The organism is Paracoccus sp. (in: a-proteobacteria) (assembly GCF_030538495.1).
Taxonomy (GTDB): domain Bacteria; phylum Pseudomonadota; class Alphaproteobacteria; order Rhodobacterales; family Rhodobacteraceae; genus Paracoccus.
This window is the reverse complement of record NZ_JAUNTW010000005.1, coordinates 208,544-233,616: the sequence shown is the minus strand read 5'-3', so window position 1 is coordinate 233,616 and position 25,073 is coordinate 208,544. Positions and strand designations below refer to the sequence as shown.

Here is a 25,073-nt window from a genome sequence, read left to right as displayed (position 1 = left end):
CCGTGTTCCCAAGGGGGTTCATATGTTCAGTAAAGTTAAAGATGCCATCACCGGCCGCGCCGTCCGCCATCTTGGCCCCGCTCTGAAACAAGGCCGCAAACGGCTGAGCGATCAGGCCCATTATCGCAAAATCGCCGCATCCCTGCCGGGGGTCGAGGCCCGAACCACGCCCTGACCCCGGCCATTCGCAACACATGCCGCGATTATGCCGTGACCGTCTTGGGGGACGAAAAATATCAGCACGAATTGCAGGTCTATGCCGCAATTCAGGGTCAGTGGTAGGATGGGTGGATCCCCGAAAGCTATTTCCATTATCAGATCGTTCAGCCGCGCTATGACGCGCTGGGGCGGCTGACCTTTGCCAAGACGCTGACAAACCTTATTTTCCGGTCCGAGCTGATCCCGGATGTGGCCTATTTCGCGTCAGGACAGTTTTTTGATCAGGACTGGCAGCCGGTCGCGCCCGACGCGCTGCGCGATCACCTGTTCGCCGATACCGACCAGGTGGTGTTCAAATCCGATGGCGGGATGCGCGGGGTCGGGGTTCATGTGCTGACGCCGCACAATCTGGATGTGGCGCGGATTCTGGGGATGGGCGACGGGTGTTTTCAACGCTTTATCCGGCAGCATGATGATCTGGCCGCTTTTGGCAGCGATGCCGTGGCCACGCTACGGCTGATCACCTGCGCTGCGGGCGGCGAGGTGCGGGCTCTGTGCGGCAATCTGCGGCTGGGCTTTGCGGGTCAGGATCACATCGTATCCGATCACGGTTTGCGTATTCCGGTCGATATGGCCAGCGGCGCGCTGCATGACACCGGCTGGCTGACGGATTGGAGCCGCGTTCACGCCCATCCCGACAGCGGCGTGGTGTTCGCCGGTCAGCACATGCCCCAGATGCAGGACTGCGTCAATGCCTGCGTGACGCTGCACCGCAAGGTGCCGATGGTCCAAACGATCGGCTGGGATGTAACCATCGACCAGAGCAACCGCGCCCAGATCATGGAATGGAACGTCTGGCACGGTGTCAAAGTGTTAGAGGCGACAACCGGCCCCCATTTCGCGGGCTTGGGCTGGGAAACCGCGTGGCGCGACCGCCCCGCGCGGAGGTAAGGGGCGGCGGGGCCGGGCGCTGTGGGTTTTGGTGGGATGCGGCCTGTCTGACAGTCGCATCCGCCGCCGGGCCGCGCGCATCACCACCTCGACCCCAAAGGCGGCGGGGCATGCGACGCACGCCCCCCTCACCGTTTGCGGCGGCGTTTGGTGGCGCGTTTCACCTCGGCCAGACGGGCTTTGGTGGACATGCGGCCGGGGGTGCGGCCGCGGCGGCCCTTGGACGGACCGCGCGGCAGGGCCTGGCCGTCCAGTTCCAAGAGTTCCAGCGTCAGGCCACCGGTCATCGGCACCGCTTCGGCCAGACGGACGGTGACGCGCTGACCGATGCCGATTTCCAGCCCGGTTTCGCTGCCCACCAGCAATTGCGCGTCGGGGTCGAACACGAAATATTCCTGACCAATCGCGCGGATCGGCAGTAATCCATCCGCGCCGCTGTCATCCAGCCGCACAAAGGCGCCGAATTTCTGCACGCCATTGATGCGCCCGGTCATTTCGCTGCCCACCCGTTCCGACAGATAAGCCGCCAGATAGCGGTCGGTCGTGTCGCGTTCGGCGGCCATGCTGCGACGTTCGGTTTCGCTGATATGGGTCGCGGTTTCGGGCAGGCGTTCGGCTTCGTCCGGTCCCAGCCCGTCTTTGCCCCAGCCATGCGCCGCAATCAGCGCCCGATGCACGATCAGATCGGAATACCGCCGGATGGGCGACGTAAAATGCGCATAGCTTTTCAGCGCCAGCCCAAAATGGCCAAAGTTTTCAGGATGGTAATAGGCCTGAGTCATCGACCGCAGCGTGGTGACATTGATCAGTTCGTCAAAATCGGTCCCCTGCGCCTGCGCCAGAAGACGGTTCAGATGGCTGGTATGCAGCACCTGCCCCTTGGCCAGATTGAACCCCGATGCCTGCGCCACCTCGCGCAGGGCGTCGATTTTGTCCAGACTGGGTTCTTCGTGGACGCGGAACAACAAAGGCCGCTGGCGGCGCTGCAATTCCTCGGCGGCGGCGACATTGGCCAGCACCATGAATTCCTCGATCAACCGATGCGCGTCGAAACGGTCGCGGAAATTGACCGATTTCACACGCCCGTCCGGGGTCAGTTCAATGCGCCGTTCCGGCAGGTCCAGATCCAGCGGCTGCCGCCGCGCCCGCGCCTGTTTCAACAGGTCATAGGCGTGCCACAACGGCCGGATCACGCTGTCCATCAGCGGTTCGGCCTGCGCATCCGGCGCGCCATCCGCCGCCTGTTGTGCCTGTTCATAGGACAGGCTGGCATGGCTGTTCATCATCGCGCGACAAAAATCATGCGCGATCTTATTTCCCTGCGAATCCAGACGCATACGCACCGCAATCACAGGCCGGTCCACGCCCTGATGCAGGGAACACAAATCCGCCGACAGGGCTTCGGGCAACATCGGCACCACGCGGTCGGGGAAATAGGTCGAATTGCCGCGGGTCCATGCCTCGCGATCAAGGGCAGACCCCGGACGGACGTAATGCGCCACATCGGCAATCGCGACCCAGATCGTCGCGCCGCCATCATCGTTGATTTCCGCCGCGACGGCATCATCGTGATCGCGCGCATCCACCGGGTCGATGGTGACCAAGGGCAAGGCGCGCAAATCGTCGCGCGCGGCCATGGGGGCGGGTTTTGCGCCTTCGGCCTCGGCCAGAACGGCGTCGGGGAAATCATCGGGGATGCCGTGTTGATGAATCGCAATCAGGCTGACCGCGCGCGGGGCCGACGGATCGCCCAGCCGTTCGATAATCCGCGCCTGCGGCATCCCCAGCCGGTTTTTCGGCCCGATCTGTTCGGCCTGCACCAGTTCGCCATTCTGCGCGCCCTGCGTCGCATCGGCGCGCACCCGCCATTCGCGGTCCTGCCCCTTATCAATCGGCAGGATGCGCCCGCCTTCGGATTCCTTGCGGAAAATGCCGGTAATGCGATGCGGCGCGTGTGTGATGCGGCGGATCAGGCGGGCCTGATAATGGTGATCTTCGCCCATGACGGGCAGCAGACGGCCCAGAAACCGATCGCCGCGCCCCAGTGCCGGGTCCGATTCGCGCGGCAGATACAGGATGCGCGGCGCGGGACCGTCGCCCTGCCATTCCAAGGGACGCGCGAACAGATCGCCCGACCCGTCGGGGGCCAGCAGCTCCAGCACGGTGACCGGCGGCAACGTATCCGTGTCGCGGTAATGGCGGCGGCGGCGTTCCAGATGGCCGTCGGCCTCAAGCTCTTTCAGCAGGCGTTTCAGTTCGATCCGGGCCGCGCCCTTGATGCCGAACGCCTTGGCGATGTCGCGTTTGGAATTGGCGTCGGGGTTGTCCGACACCCAGTCGATAATCTGTTGTTTGCTGGGGATTTGGTCCATCATCGCCCCCTTACAGATCGCGGATCATGTCACGATGGGGGATGCCCGCATCGTCGTAAACCGGGCCATAGGCGGCAAAGCCCAGACCCTGATAAAACCCAATCGCATGAGTCTGCGCGCCCAGCTTGGCCCGCGTCATGCCGCGCGCGCGCAGCACCTCCATCGACGCGCGGATCAGCGCCGCACCCAAGCCCGTGCCGCGCGCCGATGCCAGCACGCAGACGCGCCCGATCTTGCCCAGATCGCCGTCAAACAGCAGCCGCGCGGTGCCGACCGCCTGCCCGTCCTGCCACGCCAGCAGGTGAATGGCCTGATCGTCCAGATCGTCCATTTCCTCGGCCTCGGGGACGTTTTGTTCGTTGATAAAGACCGCACGGCGCAGCGCATGGCACGTCGCCAGATCATTCGTTTCGGTGATGTTCATTCAAACCAGCTTTCCAGAATCCGTTGGTAAATCGTCTGCAACTGACGGACCTGTTCGGCTGGCACGCGTTCATCGACCTGATGCATGAAGTGACCAACCAGCCCAAATTCAACCACCGGACAGTGATTTTTCACGAAACGCGCATCGGATGTCCCGCCGGATGTGGACAAAACCGGCACCCGCCCGGTTTCGCGCGCCACCACATCGCGCACCAGATCGACAAACGGCCCCGGCGCGGTGACAAAGGATTCACCGCTGACCTGCGCGGTCAGGTCCAGCGACACGCCGGTATCGGCGCTGATCCGGGCGGCGCGCGCGGTCAGATCTTCGGTCAGGGATGCCGACGTATGCCGGTCGTTGAACCGGATATTCACCACGGCCCGCGCCTGTTCGGGAATGACATTGGATGCGGGATTGCCGCAATCAATCGTGGTGATCTGCAACCCGGACGGGTCGAAATGGTCGGTCCCGTCATCCAGCGGCTGCGCCGTCAGATCGGCCAGAAACCGCACCAAAGCATGCAGCGGGTTGTTCGCACGATGCGGATAGGCGGCGTGGCCCTGAACCCCCTTGGCCACGACGTCAAAGGTGATCGACCCGCGGCGGCCAATCTTCATCATCTCGCCCATATGGTCGGGGTTTGACGGCTCGCCCACGATGCAGACATCCATGCGTTCGCCATTGGCCTCCATCCAGTCCAGCAGAGCAGCGGTGCCGTCGCGGCCCGGACCTTCTTCGTCGCCGGTAATGGTCAGGATGACCGCGCCATCGGGGGGCGTGTCGCGGACAAAATCAATCGCCGCCGCGACAAATGCGGCGACCCCCGACTTCATATCCGTGGCGCCGCGCCCCCAGATCACGCCGTCCTCAACATGCCCGGAAAAGGGCGGATGCGTCCACGACCCCAGATCACCGGGCGGCACAACATCGGTATGGCCGTTAAACCCGAATGTCCGCACGCCCTTATCGCCCCAGCGGGCAAACAGGTTCGACACGCCGCCGCGATCGACGCGAACGACCGTAAACCCCGCATCGCGCAGCAGATCGGCCAGCAAAATCAACGCGCCGCCTTCTTCGGGCGTCACAGATGGGCATTGGATCAGTCGGGCGGTCAGATCGGCGGCGTCGGTCATGGCGGTTCCTTTTCGTCTTTGGCTGAACCTGCACGGATCGGAGGGGCGCTGCAATGCCGCTTCTTCTGTGTCCAAATACTCACGGCGTGACCGCGCCACCGGGCGCGACATATTAAATCACACACAGCGCTCCTTGCGCATTATTGTTGCGCTGCGGCTGCAAAGGTTTTACGATGCTGCAATGCCGCGAAAGGACGAATCGATGAAAGACCTGCCCGACCACACCGCCGCCGTTCTGTCCGAACTGTCTGACCTGCAAACGCGCGCGACCGATGCGCTGCGCGCCATGGTTGCGCCCGATGGCCGCGTCGATGCCCAAGCCTTGGAACAGCACCAGCACGCGGCCCATGCGCTGTCATGGCTGGCGACCTATGTCGAATCGCTGCAACAGGTGGCGGCGTGGTCAGGGCGCGTGTCGGGCCGGATGGAATCGCTGATCGCGCAGATCGCCTTTGGTGAATATCTGACCCAGATCGCCGGCGGCATCCCGATGAGCCAGACCGAATTCGCCCGCCTGTCCGATCTGGGCGTGGATTGGCAGCCCTCCGACGCCGCACGCGCGCTGATGGGCGGCAACACGGCGGCGGCGCGCGCCGAACTGGCCGCGCTGATTGCTGACAACACCAGCGCGGCGACCTTCGGCGCCACGGGGCTGGACGAGGATCTGGAGATGATCCGCGACCAATTCCGCCGCTGGACCACTGAAAAGGTCGTGCCGCACGCCCATGACTGGCACATGAAAGACGACCTGATCCCGATGACCATCATTCAGGAACTGGCCGAACTGGGCGTGTTCGGCCTGACCATCCCCGAAGAATTTGGCGGTCTGGGCATGTCCAAAGCCGCCATGGTCGTCGTGTCCGAAGAACTGTCGCGCGGCTATATCGGGGTGGGCAGTCTGGGGACACGCAGCGAAATCGCCGCCGAACTGATCATCTGCGGCGGCACCGATGCGCAAAAGGCGCATTGGCTGCCGAAACTGGCCAGCGGGGAAACGCTGCCAACGGCGGTCTTTACCGAACCAAATACCGGGTCGGATCTGGGCAGCTTGCGCACCCGCGCGGTGCAAGATGGCGATGACTGGGTGGTGACCGGCAACAAAACCTGGATCACCCATGCCGCGCGCACCCATATCATGACGCTGCTGGCGCGCACCGATCCCGCGACCGATGATTATCGCGGGCTGTCGATGTTCATCGCGGAAAAGACCCCCGGCACGGATGCCGACCCCTTCCCGACGCCCGGCATGACGGGGGGCGAAATTCACGTTCTGGGCTATCGCGGGATGAAGGAATACGAGCTGGGCTTTGACGGGTTCCGGGTGGCAGGTGATAATCTGTTGGGCGGCGTCACGGGTCAGGGGTTCAAACAGTTGATGCAGACCTTTGAATCGGCGCGCATCCAGACGGCGGCGCGCGCGATTGGCGTGGCGCAAAACGCATTGGAACTGGGCCTGCACTACGCCCTGGACCGCACACAATTCGGCAAGGCGCTGATCCATTTCCCCCGCGTGGCTGACAAAATCGCGATGATGGCTGTCGAGATTATGATCGCGCGGCAGCTCACCTATTTCAGTGCGTGGGAAAAAGATCACGGTCATCGCTGCGATCTTCAGGCGGGGATGGCGAAGCTGCTGGGCGCGCGGGTGGCGTGGTCGGCGGCGGATAATGCCCTGCAAATCCATGGCGGTAACGGTTTTGCACTGGAATATCAGATCAGCCGGGTGCTGTGCGATGCGCGGATTCTGAACATCTTTGAAGGTGCCGCCGAAATTCAGGCGCAGGTCATCGCCCGGCGGTTGTTGGGATAATTGACGCCGGGGCTGGAACGAAGGCGGGGTTTTGGGTATTTCCTGATCAAATGGCCCCGCGCTTTAGGAGATTTGCGATGTTCACCGCCCTTTTGTCCCGCCCTGCCCTGACCGCGACCTGTGCCGCGCTGACGCTGGCCGCCTGTGCCTCGACCCCTGCGGGCGATCCGATGGGCGGCGTCCCCGCGACCAGCTATGTTCTGGTGGGGATCGCCAACGACACCGTGCCGCTGCGCAACATCACCCTGACCGCCACGCCCGAAGGGGTGCAGGGTCGCGGCCCCTGCAACGGCTATGCCGCGCGCAACACCGCGCAATGGCCCGCCGTCGCCTTAGAGCCGATCCGCACCACCGGCGTGACCGGATGCAAAGATCTGGCGATTGAACAGCGGTTCCTGAACGCGCTGCAACAGGCCAATGTCGCGGAATATTACGGCGGCGTGCTGCGGTTCAAGGGCCCGACCTGGCTGATCATGGAAACCGGCGTTCCGGCAGATCAGGCGCAGGACGCGCTGACCGTCGCGCGCGGCAACTGATCGCGGCGCGGGCGTCATGGCGACCGATATTGACGCCCGCGGGCTGTTATGCCCCCTGCCCGTGCTGCGGCTGCGCAAAACGCTGCTGTCGGTCGCGCCGGGCGATGTCGTGCGCATGATCGCGACCGACGCCATGGCCCAGATCGATGTGCCGCATTTTTGCGCCGAACAGGGGCATGAGGTGCAGGCAATCACGGATTTAGGCAACGGCGTGACGGAATTTCGCGTCGCGCGCGGTTTCAACCCCACAGGTGACCCATGCTGAACCCCGATTCCCCTATTCTGCGCCCTCTGGCCGTGCGGCTGATTCTGGTGGCGCTGCCGTTCTGCGCGGCGGCTTATGGGTTTCGTTCAGGATCGATGCTGTGGGGCATCATCGCGGGCGCCGTTGCCGCGTTTCTGTTTCACCGGCTGTTCTTGTCGCGCATCTGATCGCGTTCGAACTGCTGCTGGCGGTCGCGGAACCGGGCGCGGTCGGCGTCCGTGTATTCACCCGCGCAGCGATGACAGCACACGCCCGGTTCATATTCCGGGCGCGTTTTGTCAGCCGGGGCCAAGGGCCTGCGGCAGGCATGGCACAATTCGTAATCGCCCTGCACCAGCCCATGTCCCAGACTGACGCGGCGGTCGAACACGAAACATTCGCCCTGCCACAGACTGTCCTGTTCGGGGACGTCCTCAAGATATTTCAGGATGCCGCCTTTCAGGTGGAACACCTGATCCACCCCTTGCGAGATCAGATAATTCGTTGATTTTTCACACCGAATCCCGCCGGTGCAGAACATCGCGATGCGTTTGTTGTGGAACCTGTGTGCGTTGTCTTGCCACCATGCGGGAAAATCGCGGAATGTGCGCGTGCGGGGATCAACCGCGCCCTGAAACGTGCCGATGTCCACTTCGTAATCGTTGCGGGTGTCGATCACGACCACATCGGGGGCCGAAATCAGTTCGTTCCAATCCGCCGCATCGACGTAATGCCCGACCGAGGCCGTCGGGTCCACATCCGGTTGCCCCATGGTCACGATTTCGCGCTTCAGCCGCACCTTCATCCGGCCAAAGGGCTGATCGGTTGCGGTGCTTTCCTTCCATTCCAGCCCCGCGAATCCCGGCAGCGCGCGGATATGGGCCAGCACCGCATCCAGCCCGGCGCGGCTGCCCGCAATGGTGCCGTTGATGCCTTCGGGCGCGACCAGCAGCGTGCCGCAGATGTCCTTCGCGTTGCACAGGTCCAGCAACGGTCCCTGCACCGCCACCGGGTCAGGAACGCGCGCAAAATGATAAAGAGCCGCGACAATATACATGCGCGCGCCATACCCACAGCCGCGCCGCTTTACAAGCCTGTCACAATGTCGCAACCAGCATTGGGGCGGCGGCGTTATCATGCGGGGCCAGAAAAGGGGGCGACATGGCAAATGCGTTGATTGTGGTGGATGTGCAGAATGATTTCTGCCCCGGCGGAGCCTTGGCCGTGGCGGGGGGCGATCAGATCGTGGCGCCCATCAACGCGATGATGGCGGATGCGGGCGCGGTTATTCTGACGCAGGACTGGCACCCGGCGGGTCACGCCAGCTTTGCCGATAACCACGCGGGCGCGGACCCGTTCAGCGTGATCACCATGCCATATGGCCCACAGGTGTTATGGCCGCGCCATTGCGTCATCGGCAGCACGGGCGCGGATTTTCACCCTGATCTGGACCAGAACCGCGCCGATCTGATCATCCGCAAAGGCTTTCGCCCGCAGATCGACAGCTATTCCGCGTTTTTCGAAAACGACCGCAGCACGCCCACCGGGCTGGCGGGCTATTTGCGCGACCGGGGGCTGACGGAACTGACGCTGGTCGGGCTGGCCTTGGATTTCTGCGTGGCCTTCAGCGCGGTTGACGCGGCGCGGCTGGGGTTTGACGTGACGGTCATCACATCGGCCACGCGCGCGATTGATCTGGACGGTTCCGCCGACCGCGCGCGGGCCGATATGCAGGCGGCCGGGGTGCGGCTGGTCTGACACTTGCACCGGGCGGCATTTACAGGCACCAATGCTGCGTTCATCGACAGGGGGCGAACATGGCCGATATTGCCACGCGCGTGTATAACCACAAATGGAAGATTGATCCGATTGTGCGGTCCCTGATCGACACGGATTTTTATAAGCTGTTGATGTGTCAGTCGGTTTTCCGCAACCGGCCCGACACGAATGTCACCTTCAGCCTGATCAATCGCAGCAAGAACATCCGTCTGGCCGACCTGATCGACGAAGGCGAATTGCGCGAACAGCTGGACCATGTGCGCGGCCTGTCCCTGACGCGGGGCGAAAGCACATGGCTGCGCGGCAACACATTCTATGGCAAACGCCAGATGTTCCGCCCGGATTTCATGGCGTTTTTGGAAAATCTGCGCCTGCCGGAATATCATCTGGAAAAACGCGACGGGCAGTATGAGCTGACCTTTGAAGGCAGCTGGCCGCAGGTGATGCTGTGGGAAATTCCGGCGCTGTCCATCCTGATGGAATTGCGGTCGCGCGCGGTTCTGAAAGACATGGGCCGGTTTGAATTGCAGGTGCTGTATGCGCGCGCGATGACGCGGCTGTGGGAAAAAATCGGCGCGCTGCGCGACCTGCCCGGCCTCCGCATCGCCGATTTCGGCACCCGGCGGCGGCACAGTTTCCTGTGGCAGGATTGGGCCGTTCAGGCCATGATCGAAGGCTTGGGCAACAGCTTTACCGGCACGTCAAACTGCCTGATCGCCATGCGCCGCGACATCGAGGCGATCGGCACGAACGCCCATGAATTGCCCATGGTTTACGCGGCCTTGGCCGAAAATGACGATGCGCTGCGTCAGGCGCCCTATGACGTTCTGGCCGATTGGCACGAAGAACATGACGGCAATCTGCGCATCATTTTGCCCGACACCTATGGCACGGCGGGGTTTCTGAATGACGCGCCGGATTGGCTGGCGGGCTGGACCGGCGTTCGCATCGACAGCGGCGATCCCGCGACCGGCGCAGAAACCGCGATCCGCTGGTGGCAGGACCGGGGCGAAGATCCGACGAAAAAGCTGATCATCTTTTCAGACGGGCTGGACGTGGCGCGGATTCGCGAACTGCATCAGCAATTCCACGGCCGGGTCAAGGTCAGCTTTGGCTGGGGAACGTTGTTGACCAATGATTTCAGGGGCCTGGTCCCGGATGATGGGCTGGCTCCGTTCAGTCTGGTGTGCAAGGCGGTTGCGGCGAATGGCCGGCCTACGGTCAAACTGTCGGACAATCCGGCCAAGGCGACGGGACCAGCGGATGAAATCGACCGCTATAAACGGGTCTTTGGCGTGGGCGATCAGACGGCGCAGGCGGTCGTCGTCTAACCCGCGATCATCAGCAACAGCGCGCAGACCGCTGCGCCAAAACCCGCCGTGATCGGCAGGGTCACTGTCCAGGCGGCGGTGATCGTGGCCACATGGCTGCGCCGGATCAGGCGGCGGCGACAGCGTTCTTCGACCGGAAAGGGCGCATGACGGCGGCGGTCGCGGGCGTCCATCCATTCGCGGGCAAAGCCCACGCCGAACACGCCGCCGACCGCGATATGCGTGGTGGACACCGGCCAGCCGAAACTGGACGCCGCCAGAACCGTGCAGGCCGTGGCCAGAGCCACACAAAAGGCGCGACTGGCGTTCAGCCGGGTGATGCCGCGCCCCACCATGCGCACCAGACGCCGCCCGAAAATCAGCGTTCCGGCGGCGATCGCCACCCCCGCCCCCAACAGCGCCAGAGCCGATGCGCCCCCCAGCGTGCCGTCCAGAATGACCGATAACGGCCCCGCCACATTGGCCACGTCATTGGCGCCATGGGCAAATCCCATCATGACAACCGCCACGATCAGCGCCGGGCGCAACAACCCGCGCATCGCCGGTTTGCCGGTCTGCACCCGCTGCTGCATCACGCTGCGCCGGGTTACGGCAAAGCCCGCCGCGCCCACGACCATCCCGATCAGCGCCGCGATCCCCGGCACCATGACAGGCCGCGCAATCAGCACCACCAGATAGGCCGAAAACAGCGCGCACATCACGCCGACCAACCCTGGCAGCCAGAACAACGCCGCCGCCCATCGGTCGGGCGCGCGGATCACGCGGCTGCGCAGGAAAATCACCAAAAGCCCGGCAAGGCCCCCCGCGACAATCGGCGTCGCCACCCAAACCAGTGCAATACGCGCGACGGTCGCCCATGCCACCCCGGACAGGCCGACCGCAACCGCGCCCGCCCCGGCAATGCCGCCGACGATGGAATGGGACGTGCTGACCGGCAGGCCGATCCCCGTGGCCAGCGTGATCCAACTGGCCGCGCCGATCAGCGCCGCCAGCATCACGATCTGCGCCTGTTCACCCGAAACCAGCCGGGCGGCGTCAAACAACCCCGTCAGCCGCAGCGTCACCGACTGCCCCGCCAGAACCGCGCCCGCGATTTCGGCCACGGCCACCAGCACCAGCCCGACGCCCAAGCCGACCGCGCGCGCACCAAAGGCCGGACCCAGCGAATTGGCCACGTCATTGGCGCCAATCGACACGCCCAGCCACGCCGCAACCAAGATCCCCGCGCCCAGCATCACCGCCTGCGTCTGCCCGCCCAGCAGCCCGACCGTCAGGATCAGCACGCCGACGATCGCCAGCATCCCCAGACCCAGCCGCCCCACCGGGCGAAAGGCCGAACGCTGCGCCGATTCGGCCCATGTGATGCGACCCAGATCTTTGTCCAGAATATGCACGGATCAGCGCCCCCGCCGATGGGACGCGCGGGAAACAGCGGTCATATCAGGCCGCCGCGCCCTTTTGCGCCAATCGCAGGAACAACGCGCGCAAGCCCGGTTCCGCAACCAGACCCGCCGCCTGTTCCAGCGGGAACCATTGACGGCGGCGCTGATGCATTTCGGGGAACTGATCGGCCGTATCACGCACCTGCAACAGATAGACCTGCGCTGTGACCGGAATCGCAAAACCGCGATTCTGATCCTTTTTATAGCTGTAGCTGCCGATGGCAGCGGTTGAGACTTCGCCCCGGACGCCCGCCTCTTCCCATGCTTCGATTTCGGCGGCCTGCGCCAGCGTTTTGCCCGACATCGGCCAGCCTTTCGGAATGACCCACCGGCCCGTGCCGCGGCTGGTGATCAGCAGCACGTTCTGACCGCTGGTATCCAGACATATCGCCGCCACCTGCATCGCAGGGGGGCGTTTTCCGACCAACATTTCAATCGACTGCCGAAACGAGTTCACTCTTCTAATTCCACCTTGCCCCGCAGGGATTTGACCTGCCCGCGCTCTGTCTTTGTTTTCAGTCGCCGCCGCTGGCTGCCCAGTGTCGGTTTCGTTGCGATGCGCCGTTTGGGCGCAACCAGTGCCTGACGAATAAGTTCCGCCAGACGGCCCCGCGCCAGTTCCCGGTTGCGTGCCTGACTGCGCGTTTCCTGCGCCAGAATCAGAATCGCCCCATCCTGCGTCCAACGACGCCCCGCCAATCGTTTCAAACGACGCTTGACGGGATCGGACAAATGCGGCGAACGCTCGGCCTCGAACCGTAATTCGACTGCGGTTTCCACTTTATTCACGTTCTGCCCACCCGGCCCCTGGGCGCGGGTAAACTGTTCAGACAGCTCCCATTCAGCGATGGTTATGTTATCGGTCACGTGAAGCATGACCGCCCTTATTTCATGCGCACAGATAGTTCAAACCACGAATATGTTAATATTTCGTAAAATATCGACCTGTTGCATTAAATCTATACGAAAAAACAGGCCTCCGGTGCGGGTCAAAAGGGCGCAGGGCAGCGCCGCGACCGTGGTTATATCAAAACGGCTGCGGACACGGTGACGGCGTTAACCGGATCTTCACACTGATCGGGCTATAGGTTGCGCATCCGGTTAGTATGACCGGGGCGAATCGGTCATCAGGGTATGGGGTCATGGGGTTGTTTTGTAACCATTTTGCGACATTTCGGGCGCGCGTCATGCCTGGTCAGACAGGCAGATGCGGCTTGAAAATCCGCGCGAACCTGTTAGCGCAGGGAAAACCAAAGGGGACTTGCACATGACCGGACACGATCAGATGGGCCACCGCGACATTACCTGTTTCAAGGCGTATGACGTGCGCGGCGAATTGGGCAAAAATCTGGATGCGGACGTGGCTTATCGCATCGGGCGGGCCTTTGCGCAGGCGCGGGACGCCAAACGGGTGGTTGTGGGGCGCGACAGCCGCGAATCCTCGCCCGAATTGGCGGCGGCGTTGATTGCGGGACTGACCGATGGCGGCGCGGATGTGCTGGATCTGGGGCTGGCCGGGACCGAGGAAGTGTATTTCCACACCGGCAACCAAGACAGCGACGGCGGGATCGAGGTGACCGCATCGCACAATCCCATCAGCTATAACGGGATGAAGATCGTGGGGCGCGGCTCGGCGCCCTTGGACCCGGCGACGGAATTGCCGCCAATTGTCGAACTGGCGCAATCGGGCGATTTCGCCCCTGCGACCAAGGGCCGCGTCACCGATTTCAGTCCTGCCCGCGCTGATTACGCCCGCGCTATGGCGGATTTCGTCGATGTGAACGCGTTGAAACCGATGAAGATTCTGGTCAATGCGGGCAACGGCACCGCTGGCCCGACCTTTGACGCGATCGCGGCCGAGCTGGACCGCCGGGGCGCGCCGCTGACCTTTGTGCGGATGCATCACGACGTGGATTGCCGCTTTCCGAACGGGATTCCGAACCCTCTGCTGCCGGAAAATCAGCCGGTGACCTCGGATGCGGTGCGCGAACACGGTGCCGATCTGGGTGTCGCATGGGATGGCGATTTCGACCGCTGTTTCTTTTTCGATGACAGCGGCACTTTCATCCCCGGCGAATACATCGTCGGGCTGTTGGGCGCTGCGTTTTTGGAAAAATCGCCCGGCGAACAGGTGGTGCATGACCCCCGCGTCATCATGAACACCCGCGCGATGATTTCGGATGCGGGCGGTCAGGCCGTGGTCAGCAAAACCGGCCACGCCTTTATCAAACGCAAAATGCGCGATGTGGGCGCGATTTACGGCGGCGAGATGTCGGCGCATCATTATTTCCGCGACTTTTATTATTGTGACAGCGGCATGATCCCGTGGCTCTTGGTCATCGAATTGCTGTCGCGCAAAGGCAAAACGCTGGCCGATCTGCTGTCGGAACGGATGCGGCTTTATCCGTCATCGGGTGAAACGAATTACCACATCGACAACGCCGATGCCGCGATTGCGCGCGTGATCGACCGCTTTGGCCCGCAGGCGCAGGGGCGCGATGATCTGGATGGCGTGTCGCTGGATTTCGGCAACTGGCGGTTCAACCTGCGCAAATCGAACACCGAACCGGTGGTGCGGCTGAATGTCGAATCCGATGGCGATGCAGGCTTGGTTGCGGAAAAACAGGCGGAATTGGCGGCGGCCCTTCAGGGCTGAGCCGCCAGAAGGCGCGGGCTTACCCGATCCGCCCGCGCACCCCGCCCGTCTGGGCGCGGTCCATCAGCAGATGGTCCAGAATCACGCAGGCGGCCATAGCCTCGGCCACGGGGACGGCGCGGATGCCCACGCAGGGATCGTGACGGCCCTTGGTGATCACGTCAATATTCTGACCCAAGGCGTTGATCGACCGGCGCGGCGTCGTGATCGAACTGGTCGGCTTGATCGAAAACCGCACGACAATATCCTGACCCGTTGAAATGCCGCCCAGAATCCCGCCGGCATGGTTCGACAGGAATTGCGGCCCGTCCGGCGTCATGCGGATTTCGTCGGCGTTTTCCACACCGGTCAGGGCGGCGGCGGCCATGCCTTCGCCGATTTCCACGCCCTTGACCGCGTTAATCGACATCATCGCAGCGGCCAGATCGGTGTCCAGCTTCGCATAAACCGGCGCGCCCAGACCGGGGGGACAGTTCTGAATTAACACCTCGATCGCGGCGCCGACGCTGTTCTGATCGCGGCGGATGCCGTCCAGATAATCGGACCATTCGCCCACAGCACCCGCATCGGGCAGGAAAAACGGGTTTTCCGAAATCGCGGATGCGTCGAACCGCGACCGGTCCAGATGCAGCGCGCCCATCTGCACCATATACCCCGTGATCCGCAGATCGGGGACCAATGCGCCCAGCACCGCCTGCGCCACGCCGCCCGCCGCGACCCGCGCCGCGGTTTCGCGCGCGCTCGACCGCCCGCCGCCGCGATAATCGCGCACGCCATATTTCAGGTGATAGGTGATGTCGGCATGGCCGGGGCGAAAGCTGGTGGCGATGTCGCCGTAATCTTTCGACCGCTGATCGGTGTTGTCGATCATCAGTTGCAGCGCGGTGCCGGTGGTGACGCCGTCGAACACGCCCGACAGGATGCGCACCTGATCGGGTTCGCGGCGCTGCGTGGTGTGTTTGCTGGTGCCGGGGCGGCGGCGGTCCAGAAATTGCTGAATGAATTCAGGCGTCAGCGGCACCCCCGGCGGCACGCCGTCCACGGTTGCGCCCAAAGCAGGCCCATGGCTTTCGCCCCATGTCGTAAACCGAAACTCGCGGCCAAAGGTGTTATAGCTCATCCTGCAATGCCTTTAATTCATAGACCAGATCCAAGGCCTGACGCGCGGTCAGACTGTCGGGATGCACGTCTTTCAGGCGCGCGTCCAGTGCGTTCGTGGTTTTCGGCGCGGGCGGAGGTGCGGCGCGGAACAACGGCAGATCGTCGATCAGCGCCGCCGGACGCGCGGCCCCGTCGCGTTCGCCCGATTCCAATGCGTCCAGCACCTGACGCGCGCGGTCCACCACGGCGGCGGGCAACCCGGCCAGCCGCGCGACCTGCACGCCATAGCTGCGATCGGCGGCTCCGCGCCGGACTTGATGCAGGAAAATCACCTCACCCTGCCATTCGCGCACCGTCACGGTGGCGTTTTCGACGCCATCCAACCGCGCCGACAGCGCCGTCATTTCGTGGTAATGCGTCGCAAACAGCGCGCGACAGCGGTTGACGCCGTGCAAATGCTCCATCACGGCCCAGGCGATTGACAGGCCATCCCAGGTCGCCGTGCCGCGCCCGATTTCGTCCAGAATGACCAGAGCATGATCATCCGCCTGGTTCAAAATCGCTGCGGTTTCAACCATTTCCACCATAAAGGTGGACCGCCCCCGCGCCAGATCATCCGCCGCCCCCACGCGGGAAAACAACTGGCTGACCATGCCGATATGGGCGTCGGTCGCCGGGACAAAGGCCCCCGCCTGCGCCAGCACCGCGACCAGTGCGTTCTGGCGCAGGAATGTGGATTTCCCCGCCATATTCGGCCCGGTCAACAGCCAGATCGCGGGCGTCGCCGCCGCCGTCAGGTCGCAATCATTGGCGACAAAGGCCTGCGATTTGCGTTTCAGCGCGCGTTCGACGACCGGATGCCGCCCGCCGGTGATCTGAAATGCGCGGCTGTCATCAACGCGGGGGCGGGTCCAGCCTTCGCCCGCGGCCAGATCGGCAAAGGCGGCGGTCAGGTCAATCTCGGCCAGCCCTCGCGCGGCCTGCCCGATCTGCGGCGCACGGGCCAGAACGGCGGCGCGCAGACGGTCGAACACGGTGCGTTCGATGTCCTGCGCGCGGTCTCGGGCGTTGAGGATGCGCGTTTCCAATTCCGACAGCGCCACGGTGGTGAACCGGATTTGGTTCGCCGTGGTCTGCCGGTGGATAAAGGTGTCGTTCAGAGGCGCGGCCAGCATTTTATCGGCATGGGTCGCGGTTGTTTCGATGAAATAGCCCAAGACGTTGTTATGTTTGATCTTCAGGCTGCTGATCCCGGCCAGTTCGGCGTAATCGGCCTGCATCCCGGCGATGACGGCGCGGCCTTCGTCGCGCAGGCGGCGGGTGTCGTCCAGATCGGCGTCATGGCCGGGGGCCACAAAGCCGCCATCCCGCACCAACAGCGGCGGTTCCGCAATCAGCGCGTCATCCAGCAGGTCGATCAGATCGTCATGCCCGCGCAGATCGCGCGCGGCATCCGCCAGCACCTGCGGCGCGGCGTCCGGCAGGCGTCCGGCAATGGCGGCCCCTTGGGTCAGGCCTGCGCGGATCGCGGCCAGATCGCGCGGCCCGCCCCGGTCCAAGGCCAGCCGCGACAGCGCCCGGTCCATATCCGGCACGCGGGCCAGTGCGTCGCGCAGATCCGCCGACAGACGCGGATCATCGACCAAAGCCGCCACGCCGTCATGGCGGGCATGGATCACCGCCAGATCGCGCGACGGCGCGCTGATGCGGCGTTCCAGCAGCCGCGCGCCCGCCGCCGTCACGGTGCGGTCAATCGCGGCCAACAGCGACCCATCCCGCCCCCCGGACAGCGCCTGAGTCAGTTCCAGATTGCGCCGGGTCGCGGCGTCAATCTGCATCACGCCGCCCGCCTGTTCGCGCACCGGCGGACGCAGCAGCGGCAGTTTGCCTTTTTGCGTCAGGTCCAGATAATCGACGATGGCCCCCATGGCGGCCAGCTCGGCCCGGTCAAACGCGCCGAACCCGTCCAGCGTATCGACGTTATACAGCGCGCATAACCGCCGCGCGCCCGCCGCCGAATCAAACGCGCCGGCATGTCGTTCGGTCAGCGCCGCCCCGGCATCCGCGGCCAGATCCTCCAGCCCCGACCCATCGGCGGCCAGCACTTCGCGCGGGGCCAGACGCGCCAGTTCCGGGGCCAGACGCGACACAGGGCAGGTCATCACCTGAAACGCGCCCGTGGAAATATCGACCCAAGCCAGCGCCGAGCCATCCCGCACCACAGCAAACGCCGCCAGATAATTGTGGCGCCGCGCTTCGAGCAGCGATTCTTCGGTCAGGGTGCCGGGCGTGACCAGACGCACCACATCGCGGGCGACGACGGATTTCGAGCCGCGTTTCTTTGCCTCGGCCGGGTCTTCCATCTGTTCGGCAATGGCGACGCGAAATCCTTTGCGGATCAGGGTTAACAGATAGCTTTCGGCGGCATGAACCGGCACGCCGCACATCGGGATCGGTTCGCCCTGATGCGTGCCGCGTTTGGTCAGCGCAATGTCCAGTGCCGCCGCCGCCTGCACCGCGTCGTCAAAGAACATCTCATAGAAATCGCCCATGCGATAAAACAGCAGCGCGCCGGGATTGGCGTCCCGGATCGCCAGATACTGCGCCATCATCGGGGTGGGCTGGTCAGACATAGGGGCCTTTCGGGTCAGCGAACGGCCCCTTTTACGCGGGCAGGCGGGCGGATGCAAAGCCGTTACAGGATGAAATCCGCCGCCGTCAGATGCAGGTCGCCGCGCAGGGTGAACGACGCATCCGCGTCCAGATCGGCGTCGGTGTTCAGAAACACCGTGGTCACGCCGTCGGTGACGCTGTAACGTGCCTGCCCGGCGGCGGTGAAGTCATCCTGCCCGATCCAGTGAAAGGCATCATCGCCGCGCCCAACACGCGCATCCACCCCCGACAGATCAATCCGGTCCACGCCGCGTTGAAAATCGACGATCCGGTCACGCCCGGTCATATCGGACAGGGCCGTGAACACGAAATGATCTGCGCCGCTGCCGCCGGTCATCGTGTCCGACCCCGACCCGCCGATCAGCGTATCATTGCCCGATCCGCCGGTCAGGTAATCACGCCCCGTCCCCCCGCGAAGCTGATCATTGCCGGAACCGCCCTCTAACCGGTCATTGCCGCGCAGATCCCACAGAACATCGTCCCCGGCCCCGCCGATCAGAATGTTGCGCACCGAACTGCCGGTCAGCCGATCCGCGCCCGCGCCGCCGCTGATATGTTCAATCGGATCAAAGCGATCCACGCCGTAACCCGTCAACTGCGCGTCCGTCCGCGACAGGTCGATGGTCGCGGCGCGCGCGCCCACCATCACCCAATCACGCCCCGCGCCGCCGAACAGGATGTCGTTGCCGTCATCCATCCACAGCCGGTCATGGCCCGTCCCGCCATACAGAACATCGCTGCCGTCACCGCCGAACAGACGGTCGTCGCCCGCCATCCCGAACAGCGTGTCATTCCCGCCCATGCCGCGCGCGTAATCATGGCCCGGGGGTCAGGCGGATCTGATCCGGCCCCGACAGCAGTTGCGCGATGACGGCGCGGTCATCATCAAGCGACGGGCTGCGCGCCGCGCGGTCCAGATCGCGGGCTTCGATGAATAACCCGGTCATTTCCCACAGTGGGGTGGCGGTGCCCTTGATGACCTGCAACTGCGAAAACGTGGTGACGGTGCCGCCGGTCATATGGCCGTTGCTGACGGTGATCTGCGGGCCAGCAAAGCCCCCGGCCATCATCGCGCCGTCATCCTTCCAACAGGTGAAAAACACATCGCGATAGGACGGATTGCCCATCAGCATGGTGCCGGGGCGATACGAGGTTTCCAGCGGCGCGTTCAGAATGTGGCGCAGGTCAAAGGCCCGCTGGTCAAAGGATGACAGGTCGGGACAGGTGAACAGACGGGCCATCGGCCACACTCCACAAGGCCGCGTCGGGCCGAACCAGCGCAACAATCCTGCGCCTTGGCCGCAATGTGCGACACAATCAGCCCGCCGAACAGGGGCGCGCGCGACCAATCACCACAGCGTGATCGCGCCTTACAGCCCGGTTGTTTCGTCCAGACCCAGCATAATGTTCAGGTTCTGCACCGCAGCCCCCGACGCGCCTTTGCCCAGATTGTCCAGAACGGCAACGACGGTCGCGCAGCCGGTGTTGTCATCGCCCTGAACGCTGATATTCAGCATATTCGTGCCGTTCAGCGACGTGGGGACAATGCGCGCGCCCCAGTGATCCATCGGCAGCACGCGGACGAAATGCGCGCCCACATAGTGATCCGACAACGCGTCATGCAGCGCCGACACGGTGCGCTCTTCGTCCAGATGCAAGGGCAGTTGCACCGCCATGCCTTGCGCGAAATTCCCGACCGAGGGCGCAAAGACCGGCTGCACCCGCAGCCCCGTTAACCCCATGATTTCCGGGATATGTTTGTGATGCTGATTCAGCGCATAGATGAAATGATCGGGCGCGTCGCCGTCTTCGTATTCGGCGACCAAGGCTTTGCCGCCGCCGGTATATCCGCTGATGGCGTTGATGGTCAGGGGTTCTTCGTCGTCGATCAGCCCGGCATCCAACAAAGGCGCAATCATCGCAATCGCACCCGTGGCGTAACAGCCGGGATTGGACACCAGTTGCGCATCCGCAATCGCCGCGCGCAAATCGGCATCCAGTTCGGGAAACCCATAGGCCCAGCGTTCATCGACCCGATGCGCACTGGACGCATCAATCAGCCGCACATCCAGATCGCGGGTCAGGGCCACGGCTTCGCGCGCGGCATCATCGGGCAGGCACAAAATCGCCACATCGGCGGCGGCAAAGGCATCACGCCGCGCGGCGGTATCTTTGCGCAGGGCAGGGTCCAGTTGGATCAGGCGAATATCATCGCGCAATTGCAGGCGGTCGCGGATGCGCAGCCCGGTTGTTCCTGCCTCGCCGTCGATGAATACGCTGTAAGCCATGGCCACCCCCTGTTTGGTCGCCCCGTCCTAACAAATGTCGCGGCCCGCGACAACGCTGTGATGTGCGCCGCGATGCGCCGCCTCAGCCGCGTGCGGGCGGGGCCGTGGACTGGCCGACGACCAGCTCGGCCTCGAACAGTTTCGACACGGGGGCGTCGTCGCCGGTGGTGACTTTGGTCAGCAGCACATCCGCGATGCATTGGCCATGCGCGCGCACCGGCGACCGCATGGCGGTAAAGACCGGTTCGGTTTCGGGGTTGCTGTAATATGACAGGTCATCGTCAAAGGTCAGCACCGACAGATCGCGGCCCAGTTGCAGCCCCGCCTGCTGCGCGGCCTGCTGCACGCCAATCGCAATCATTGTCGCCGCGCAGAGAATCGCCGTCGGCGGGCGGTCTTGCGCCAACAGCTTGCGCGCATGGCTATAGCCATAGGCGACCGTCATATCGCCCGAAAACATCCGCGCGGGGTCCGGCGACAGCCCGCTGTCGCGCAGCGCCGCGACCACGCCGTCCCGCCGCCGATGCGCAAAATCCAGCGTTTCATCCCCGTTCAGCAGCGCAATATCGCGATGCCCCAGCTGGATCAGAAACCCCGCCGCCCGTTCAAAGGCCCGACGGTTGTTCACATCCACCCAGGAATAGGGCGTGTCGCATTGACTGACCCGGCCATGCACCACAAAGGGCAGCCCGATCTGCGACAAGAGCGCCGGGCGCGGGTCATTCACGCGCGGAAACTGCACGATAACGCCGCCGACCATGCCTTTGGATTTCAGCCCGCGATAGGTTTCGGGGTCGTCCAGATCGGGGACCACCGACAGGTTGATATCAAAGCGGCGCTGCGCGCAGACCGCGCCCACCCCCGCCAGAAAATCCGCGTAAATCGGGTTCACGATTTCATCGCGTCCGTGCGCCGGGATCATGCAGCCGATCACCTGCCCATGCCCCATGGCCAGCGACCGGGCATAGGTGTTGGGGCTGTAACCCAGCCGCCGCGCCTCGGCCAGAATACGGGCGCGGGTGCGCTCGCTCACCTCGGGGTGGCCGTTCAGGGCGCGGCTGACGGTGGTTTGCGACATGCCCACGATCTGGGCAAATTCCTTAAGATTCATGGTCTTTCGGTCATGTATATGCACGGATCATCCGCATATGAATGGGACATCGCGGGTCGCTTGGCAACCGCGCCAGGTTAGTCTTTCAGCCGGGCATAGGCCGCAAGGGCGCGTTCCCGCCCATCGGCCAGCGTCAGCGACGGTTTCGGGCGATGCGCCAGATTGATGCGCCATGACAGCGGCGCGGCCTGTTCAAATTGCAGCGCGCCCGCAGCCATGGGGCGCAACCAATGGTTGCGATAGGCCGATTTCGGGTCGAATTTGTCCCCCTGCGTGTCGGGGTTGAAAATGCGGAAATAGGGCGCGGCATCCGGCCCGCATCCGGCGACCCATTGCCAGTTCATCGCATTCGATGCGGGATCCCAATCGGTTAATGTCTGCGCAAACCAATCCAGCCCCACCCGCCAATCGGTCAGCAGATGTTTGGTCAGATAACTGGCGGCGATCATGCGCACGCGGTTGTGCATCCGTCCGGTTGCGAACAATTCCCGCATCCCGGCATCGACCATATCCACCCCGGTTTGCCCGCGCCGCCATGCACAGGCATCGTCATTATCGCTGCGCCACGGAAAGTCGTTCCATTCCGGGCGCCAGTTCTGACGGTCCATGGCGGGCATGTCGTGAAACAATTCGCGCGCAAATTCGCGCCATGCCAATTCGGACAGGAAATGATCCACCCCCGGCACGCCGTCCTGCATCAGCGGCTGGCAGCGATGCCAGATCCGCCGCGCGCTGATTTCCCCCACGGCCAGCGAATCCGACAGATTTGATGTGGCCCCGTCGCGCCATGGATCGTTGCGGTTGTCTTTATACGCGGTCACGGCATCGTCCAGAAACGTGTCCAGCCGGGACAGGGCCGCATCCTCGCCCGCTGTGATGTGTTCGGCCACCACATCCCAGCCCCGGCGCATGGCAGAGCGGGCCTCGGGCCAGTCGGGGGCGTCGCTGTCGGGCCACTGATCGGGCGCGGTCAGGCGCGGCGCGGGCAAAGGCGGGGCGATGTCGTGCTGGCGCAGCGCCTTCCAGAACGGGGAAAACACGCGGAAAATGCCTCCGGTTTTGGTTAACACCGTTCCACGTGAAACAAGATCGCCCAGCGGGTGATAACTCACCGGCAGGTCCAGATCATCGGCGGCAAAGGGAAACCCGGTCGTGGTGTGAATATGGTCCGCGCCGCTGTCGCGCATCAGATCGGCCAGAACGGTGGCCGGATCGCCGCGCCGCACGATCAACCGGCTGCCCTGACGGCGCAGGGCCGCGTCCAGTGCGGGCAGCGCCATGGCCTGACGCTGGGCCGATGCGGGGGTGGCGGTTGCCTCAGGCCCGGACAGGATGACGACGGGGATCACCGCCCCCGACTGCGCGGCGGCAATCAGCGCGGGATGATCATCCAGCCGCAGCACCCGGCGAAACCAGCAAATCACGGTCATCAACGCACCCTTATATTGTCACACAGCTTTGCGATGGTATAGCAAGGCTTTACGCATCCCATAAAGGCCAGCATCGTGACCAGCCCAGCAGATCAACCCGGTTTTGTGTCTTTGGTTTCGGCGGGGCCGGGGGATCCCGAATTATTGACGCTGAAGGCGGTTGATCGTCTGGCGCGGGCGGATGTGGTGCTGTTTGACGATCTGGCATCGGGTCCGGTGCTGGACCACGCCGGCCCGCAGGCGGAACGCATCGCCGTAGGCAAACGCGCCGGCCGGCCATCGGCGAAACAGGAAACGGTGAACGACCTGATCGTGCAGCACGCCCGCGCGGGGCGGCGGGTGGTGCGGCTGAAATCCGGCGATTCCGGGATTTTCGGCCGGTTAGAGGAAGAACTGATCGCCATCACCGCCGCCGGTATCCCGTTCGAGATCATCCCCGGCGTCTCATCCGCCAGTGCGGCGGCGGCGGCGGCGGGGATTCCCCTGACGCGGCGCCTGACCGCGCGGCGGGTGCAATTTGTGACCGGCGCCGATGTGACCGGGAAACTGCCGCAGGATGTGAACTGGCCCGCGCTTGCCGACCCGTTGGCGACGACCGTGGTGTTCATGGGGCAGCGCAGCTTTCCCGAACTGGCGCGCGGTCTGGCCGATCACGGCCTGCCCGGCGACACGCCCGCTTTGTTCGCGGAATCGGTGGGCCATCCCCATCAGCGCCTGATCCGCAGCACGCTTGGCGGGTTGGTGGATATGCTGACCGATGCCGCGCCCGATCAGCCTGCGCTGATCCTCTATGGTCCGCTGGCGCATTCATATCTGTAAAATACCGTTAAAATTCAAACTATTTAAGATTTGCCAGAATCGGCGGATTCGGTCTTTCTAAAGCGGACCTATTCCCGATTTGTGGCCCCGTGCGGCCATGCTGGCAGGACCCATGCTGACCTTTCGCCATGTGGACACATTCACGTCCGCATCACATCGCTGGCTGGCTCGTATCACCGATCTGCTGATTGTGCCGAACGGTGATGCGCCGATTTTGATGGTGGCAACGCATATCGGCGGCGGGATCAGCAGCTATCGCATAACGGCGACGGCGGGGCTGGAAATGATGCGCAGCCGCCCCTGGCCCGATGAATTTGGCTATCAACGCGAACCGGCGATGATGCTGCATCAGGTCAATGGGCGGAATTATGTCCATATGGCCGGATTTTCCGACGCGACCCACCAACCGGTCGAGGTGCGGGCGCATAACGGCGCGCTTGCCCCCTTTGGCGCAACATTTCCGGCAAACGCACTGGGCCGGAATATCACCAGCATGGGCGTGGTGAATGACCTGATCTGGTCGGCGGGCGCGAATGGGCTGACTGTGGCGATGTTTCGCGCGGATGGGGCGGCGGTGACGCGGCTGTCATCCGCCCGGCTTGCGGTGGCCGAGGCCGCGCCCGGCGCCCAAATCGACACCGTCGCCCCGGCCATGGTCGAAGGCCGCCAGTTTCTGATCGCGGCATCCGGTCTGGGCAACAGCATCGGCAGCTTTCGCCTGACCGATGCGGGAAAACTGATCGCTGCGGCGGTGCATGACGGGCGGCAGGAACTGGGCTATGACCTGCCCAACCAGATCGGCACCGCCCAGATT

Annotated in this window: 25 protein-coding genes; 11 read left to right on the top strand and 14 right to left on the bottom strand. The window is 63.8% G+C overall.

From position 1 onward, the window contains the following. The first annotated feature begins 22 nt into the window (after nt 1-22). Nucleotides 23-175 (top strand): hypothetical protein, encoded by a 153-nt coding sequence (locus Q4G20_RS06745; RefSeq protein WP_303342648.1) that lies wholly within the window; start codon nt 23-25, stop codon nt 173-175. 233 nt (nt 176-408) lie between these two features. Further along, nucleotides 409-1,110 (top strand): sugar-transfer associated ATP-grasp domain-containing protein, encoded by a 702-nt coding sequence (locus Q4G20_RS06740; protein ID WP_303342647.1) that lies wholly within the window; start codon nt 409-411, stop codon nt 1,108-1,110. Between the two features lie 128 nt (nt 1,111-1,238). On the opposite strand, the gene rnr is transcribed toward Q4G20_RS06740, so the two are convergent. From rnr to dapE, 3 genes are read right to left on the bottom strand one after another with little or no spacing between them, the layout of a single operon-like run. Beyond that, a complete protein-coding gene (rnr, locus tag Q4G20_RS06735) occupies nt 1,239-3,482 on the bottom strand; it encodes a ribonuclease R (protein WP_303342676.1) in 2,244 nt (747 codons plus the stop codon). A 10-nt stretch (nt 3,483-3,492) separates the two neighbouring features. Further along, nucleotides 3,493-3,906 (bottom strand): GNAT family N-acetyltransferase, encoded by a 414-nt coding sequence (locus Q4G20_RS06730; protein ID WP_303342646.1) that lies wholly within the window; start codon nt 3,904-3,906, stop codon nt 3,493-3,495. After that, complete coding sequence (gene dapE, locus Q4G20_RS06725; RefSeq protein ID WP_303342645.1) at nt 3,903-5,039, bottom strand: succinyl-diaminopimelate desuccinylase; 1,137 nt, start codon at nt 5,037-5,039, stop codon at nt 3,903-3,905. Before dapE ends, Q4G20_RS06730 begins: the two co-directional genes overlap by 4 nt. A gap of 202 nt (nt 5,040-5,241) precedes the next feature. On the opposite strand from dapE, the gene Q4G20_RS06720 reads away from it, so the two are divergent. The 4 genes from Q4G20_RS06720 (at nt 5,242) to Q4G20_RS06705 (ending at nt 7,817) form a co-directional block, all read left to right on the top strand. Continuing rightward, the gene (locus tag Q4G20_RS06720) at nt 5,242-6,849 is read left to right on the top strand and encodes an acyl-CoA dehydrogenase family protein (RefSeq protein WP_303342644.1); all 1,608 of its coding nucleotides are present in this window, start codon (nt 5,242-5,244) and stop codon (nt 6,847-6,849) included. A gap of 77 nt (nt 6,850-6,926) precedes the next feature. After that, the gene (locus Q4G20_RS06715) at nt 6,927-7,385 is read left to right on the top strand and encodes an META domain-containing protein (protein WP_303342643.1); all 459 of its coding nucleotides are present in this window, start codon (nt 6,927-6,929) and stop codon (nt 7,383-7,385) included. 16 nt (nt 7,386-7,401) lie between these two features. Then, nucleotides 7,402-7,650 carry a sulfurtransferase TusA family protein gene (locus Q4G20_RS06710; protein WP_303342642.1) on the top strand — a complete coding sequence of 83 codons (249 nt, stop codon included), beginning with the start codon at nt 7,402-7,404 and terminating at the stop codon, nt 7,648-7,650. Further along, nucleotides 7,644-7,817: a hypothetical protein gene (locus Q4G20_RS06705; RefSeq protein ID WP_303342641.1), complete on the top strand. Its 174-nt coding sequence runs from the start codon at nt 7,644-7,646 to the stop codon at nt 7,815-7,817. The genes Q4G20_RS06710 and Q4G20_RS06705 overlap by 7 nt, the downstream gene beginning before the upstream one ends. Here Q4G20_RS06705 and Q4G20_RS06700 read toward each other — a convergent pair. Further along, nucleotides 7,790-8,686, bottom strand: a complete 897-nt coding sequence (locus tag Q4G20_RS06700) for a rhodanese-related sulfurtransferase (RefSeq protein WP_303342640.1) — start codon at nt 8,684-8,686, stop codon at nt 7,790-7,792. The two genes, Q4G20_RS06705 and Q4G20_RS06700, sit on opposite strands and share 28 nt — an antisense overlap. Nucleotides 8,687-8,790: 104 nt before the next feature. Between Q4G20_RS06700 and pncA the strand changes: the two genes are divergently transcribed. Continuing rightward, nucleotides 8,791-9,387: a bifunctional nicotinamidase/pyrazinamidase gene (gene pncA / locus Q4G20_RS06695; protein ID WP_303342639.1), complete on the top strand. Its 597-nt coding sequence runs from the start codon at nt 8,791-8,793 to the stop codon at nt 9,385-9,387. 59 nt (nt 9,388-9,446) lie between these two features. Further along, nucleotides 9,447-10,739: a nicotinate phosphoribosyltransferase gene (gene pncB, locus Q4G20_RS06690; RefSeq protein WP_303342638.1), complete on the top strand. Its 1,293-nt coding sequence runs from the start codon at nt 9,447-9,449 to the stop codon at nt 10,737-10,739. Here pncB and Q4G20_RS06685 read toward each other — a convergent pair. Genes Q4G20_RS06685 through arfB form a run of 3 tightly spaced genes read right to left on the bottom strand, consistent with a single transcriptional unit; the run spans nt 10,736 to nt 13,057 of the window. Then, nucleotides 10,736-12,133, bottom strand: a complete 1,398-nt coding sequence (locus tag Q4G20_RS06685) for an inorganic phosphate transporter (protein ID WP_303342637.1) — start codon at nt 12,131-12,133, stop codon at nt 10,736-10,738. The two genes, pncB and Q4G20_RS06685, sit on opposite strands and share 4 nt — an antisense overlap. A gap of 46 nt (nt 12,134-12,179) precedes the next feature. Next, nucleotides 12,180-12,638, bottom strand: coding sequence for an NUDIX hydrolase (locus tag Q4G20_RS06680; RefSeq protein ID WP_303342636.1), 459 nt, complete (start codon nt 12,636-12,638; stop codon nt 12,180-12,182). Further along, nucleotides 12,635-13,057: an alternative ribosome rescue aminoacyl-tRNA hydrolase ArfB gene (gene arfB / locus Q4G20_RS06675; RefSeq protein WP_303342635.1), complete on the bottom strand. Its 423-nt coding sequence runs from the start codon at nt 13,055-13,057 to the stop codon at nt 12,635-12,637. The genes Q4G20_RS06680 and arfB overlap by 4 nt, the downstream gene beginning before the upstream one ends. A 391-nt stretch (nt 13,058-13,448) precedes the next feature. On the opposite strand from arfB, the gene Q4G20_RS06670 reads away from it, so the two are divergent. Next, nucleotides 13,449-14,837 (top strand): phosphomannomutase, encoded by a 1,389-nt coding sequence (locus Q4G20_RS06670; protein ID WP_303342634.1) that lies wholly within the window; start codon nt 13,449-13,451, stop codon nt 14,835-14,837. A 19-nt stretch (nt 14,838-14,856) separates the two neighbouring features. On the opposite strand, the gene aroC is transcribed toward Q4G20_RS06670, so the two are convergent. From aroC to Q4G20_RS06635, 7 genes are all read right to left on the bottom strand, one after another. Beyond that, nucleotides 14,857-15,957: a chorismate synthase gene (gene aroC / locus Q4G20_RS06665; protein WP_303342633.1), complete on the bottom strand. Its 1,101-nt coding sequence runs from the start codon at nt 15,955-15,957 to the stop codon at nt 14,857-14,859. After that, complete coding sequence (gene mutS, locus Q4G20_RS06660; RefSeq protein WP_303342632.1) at nt 15,947-18,571, bottom strand: DNA mismatch repair protein MutS; 2,625 nt, start codon at nt 18,569-18,571, stop codon at nt 15,947-15,949. The genes aroC and mutS overlap by 11 nt, the downstream gene beginning before the upstream one ends. 62 nt (nt 18,572-18,633) lie before the next feature. Continuing rightward, nucleotides 18,634-19,413, bottom strand: a complete 780-nt coding sequence (locus Q4G20_RS06655; RefSeq protein ID WP_303342631.1) for a calcium-binding protein — start codon at nt 19,411-19,413, stop codon at nt 18,634-18,636. A gap of 13 nt (nt 19,414-19,426) precedes the next feature. Further along, nucleotides 19,427-19,852: a hypothetical protein gene (locus Q4G20_RS06650; protein WP_303342630.1), complete on the bottom strand. Its 426-nt coding sequence runs from the start codon at nt 19,850-19,852 to the stop codon at nt 19,427-19,429. A gap of 129 nt (nt 19,853-19,981) precedes the next feature. Next, nucleotides 19,982-20,899: an N-acetyl-gamma-glutamyl-phosphate reductase gene (gene argC, locus Q4G20_RS06645; protein WP_303342629.1), complete on the bottom strand. Its 918-nt coding sequence runs from the start codon at nt 20,897-20,899 to the stop codon at nt 19,982-19,984. Between the two features lie 82 nt (nt 20,900-20,981). Beyond that, entirely contained in the window at nt 20,982-22,010 is a 1,029-nt protein-coding gene (locus tag Q4G20_RS06640) for a LacI family DNA-binding transcriptional regulator (RefSeq protein WP_303342628.1), read from the bottom strand. A gap of 77 nt (nt 22,011-22,087) precedes the next feature. After that, complete coding sequence (locus Q4G20_RS06635) at nt 22,088-23,440, bottom strand: deoxyribodipyrimidine photo-lyase (protein WP_303342627.1); 1,353 nt, start codon at nt 23,438-23,440, stop codon at nt 22,088-22,090. A 75-nt stretch (nt 23,441-23,515) separates the two neighbouring features. On the opposite strand from Q4G20_RS06635, the gene cobA reads away from it, so the two are divergent. Then, entirely contained in the window at nt 23,516-24,259 is a 744-nt protein-coding gene (gene cobA / locus Q4G20_RS06630) for a uroporphyrinogen-III C-methyltransferase (protein ID WP_303342626.1), read from the top strand. Between the two features lie 112 nt (nt 24,260-24,371). After that, a partial coding sequence (locus tag Q4G20_RS06625; RefSeq protein ID WP_303342625.1) for a hypothetical protein occupies nt 24,372-25,073 on the top strand: 702 nt, incomplete at its 3' end.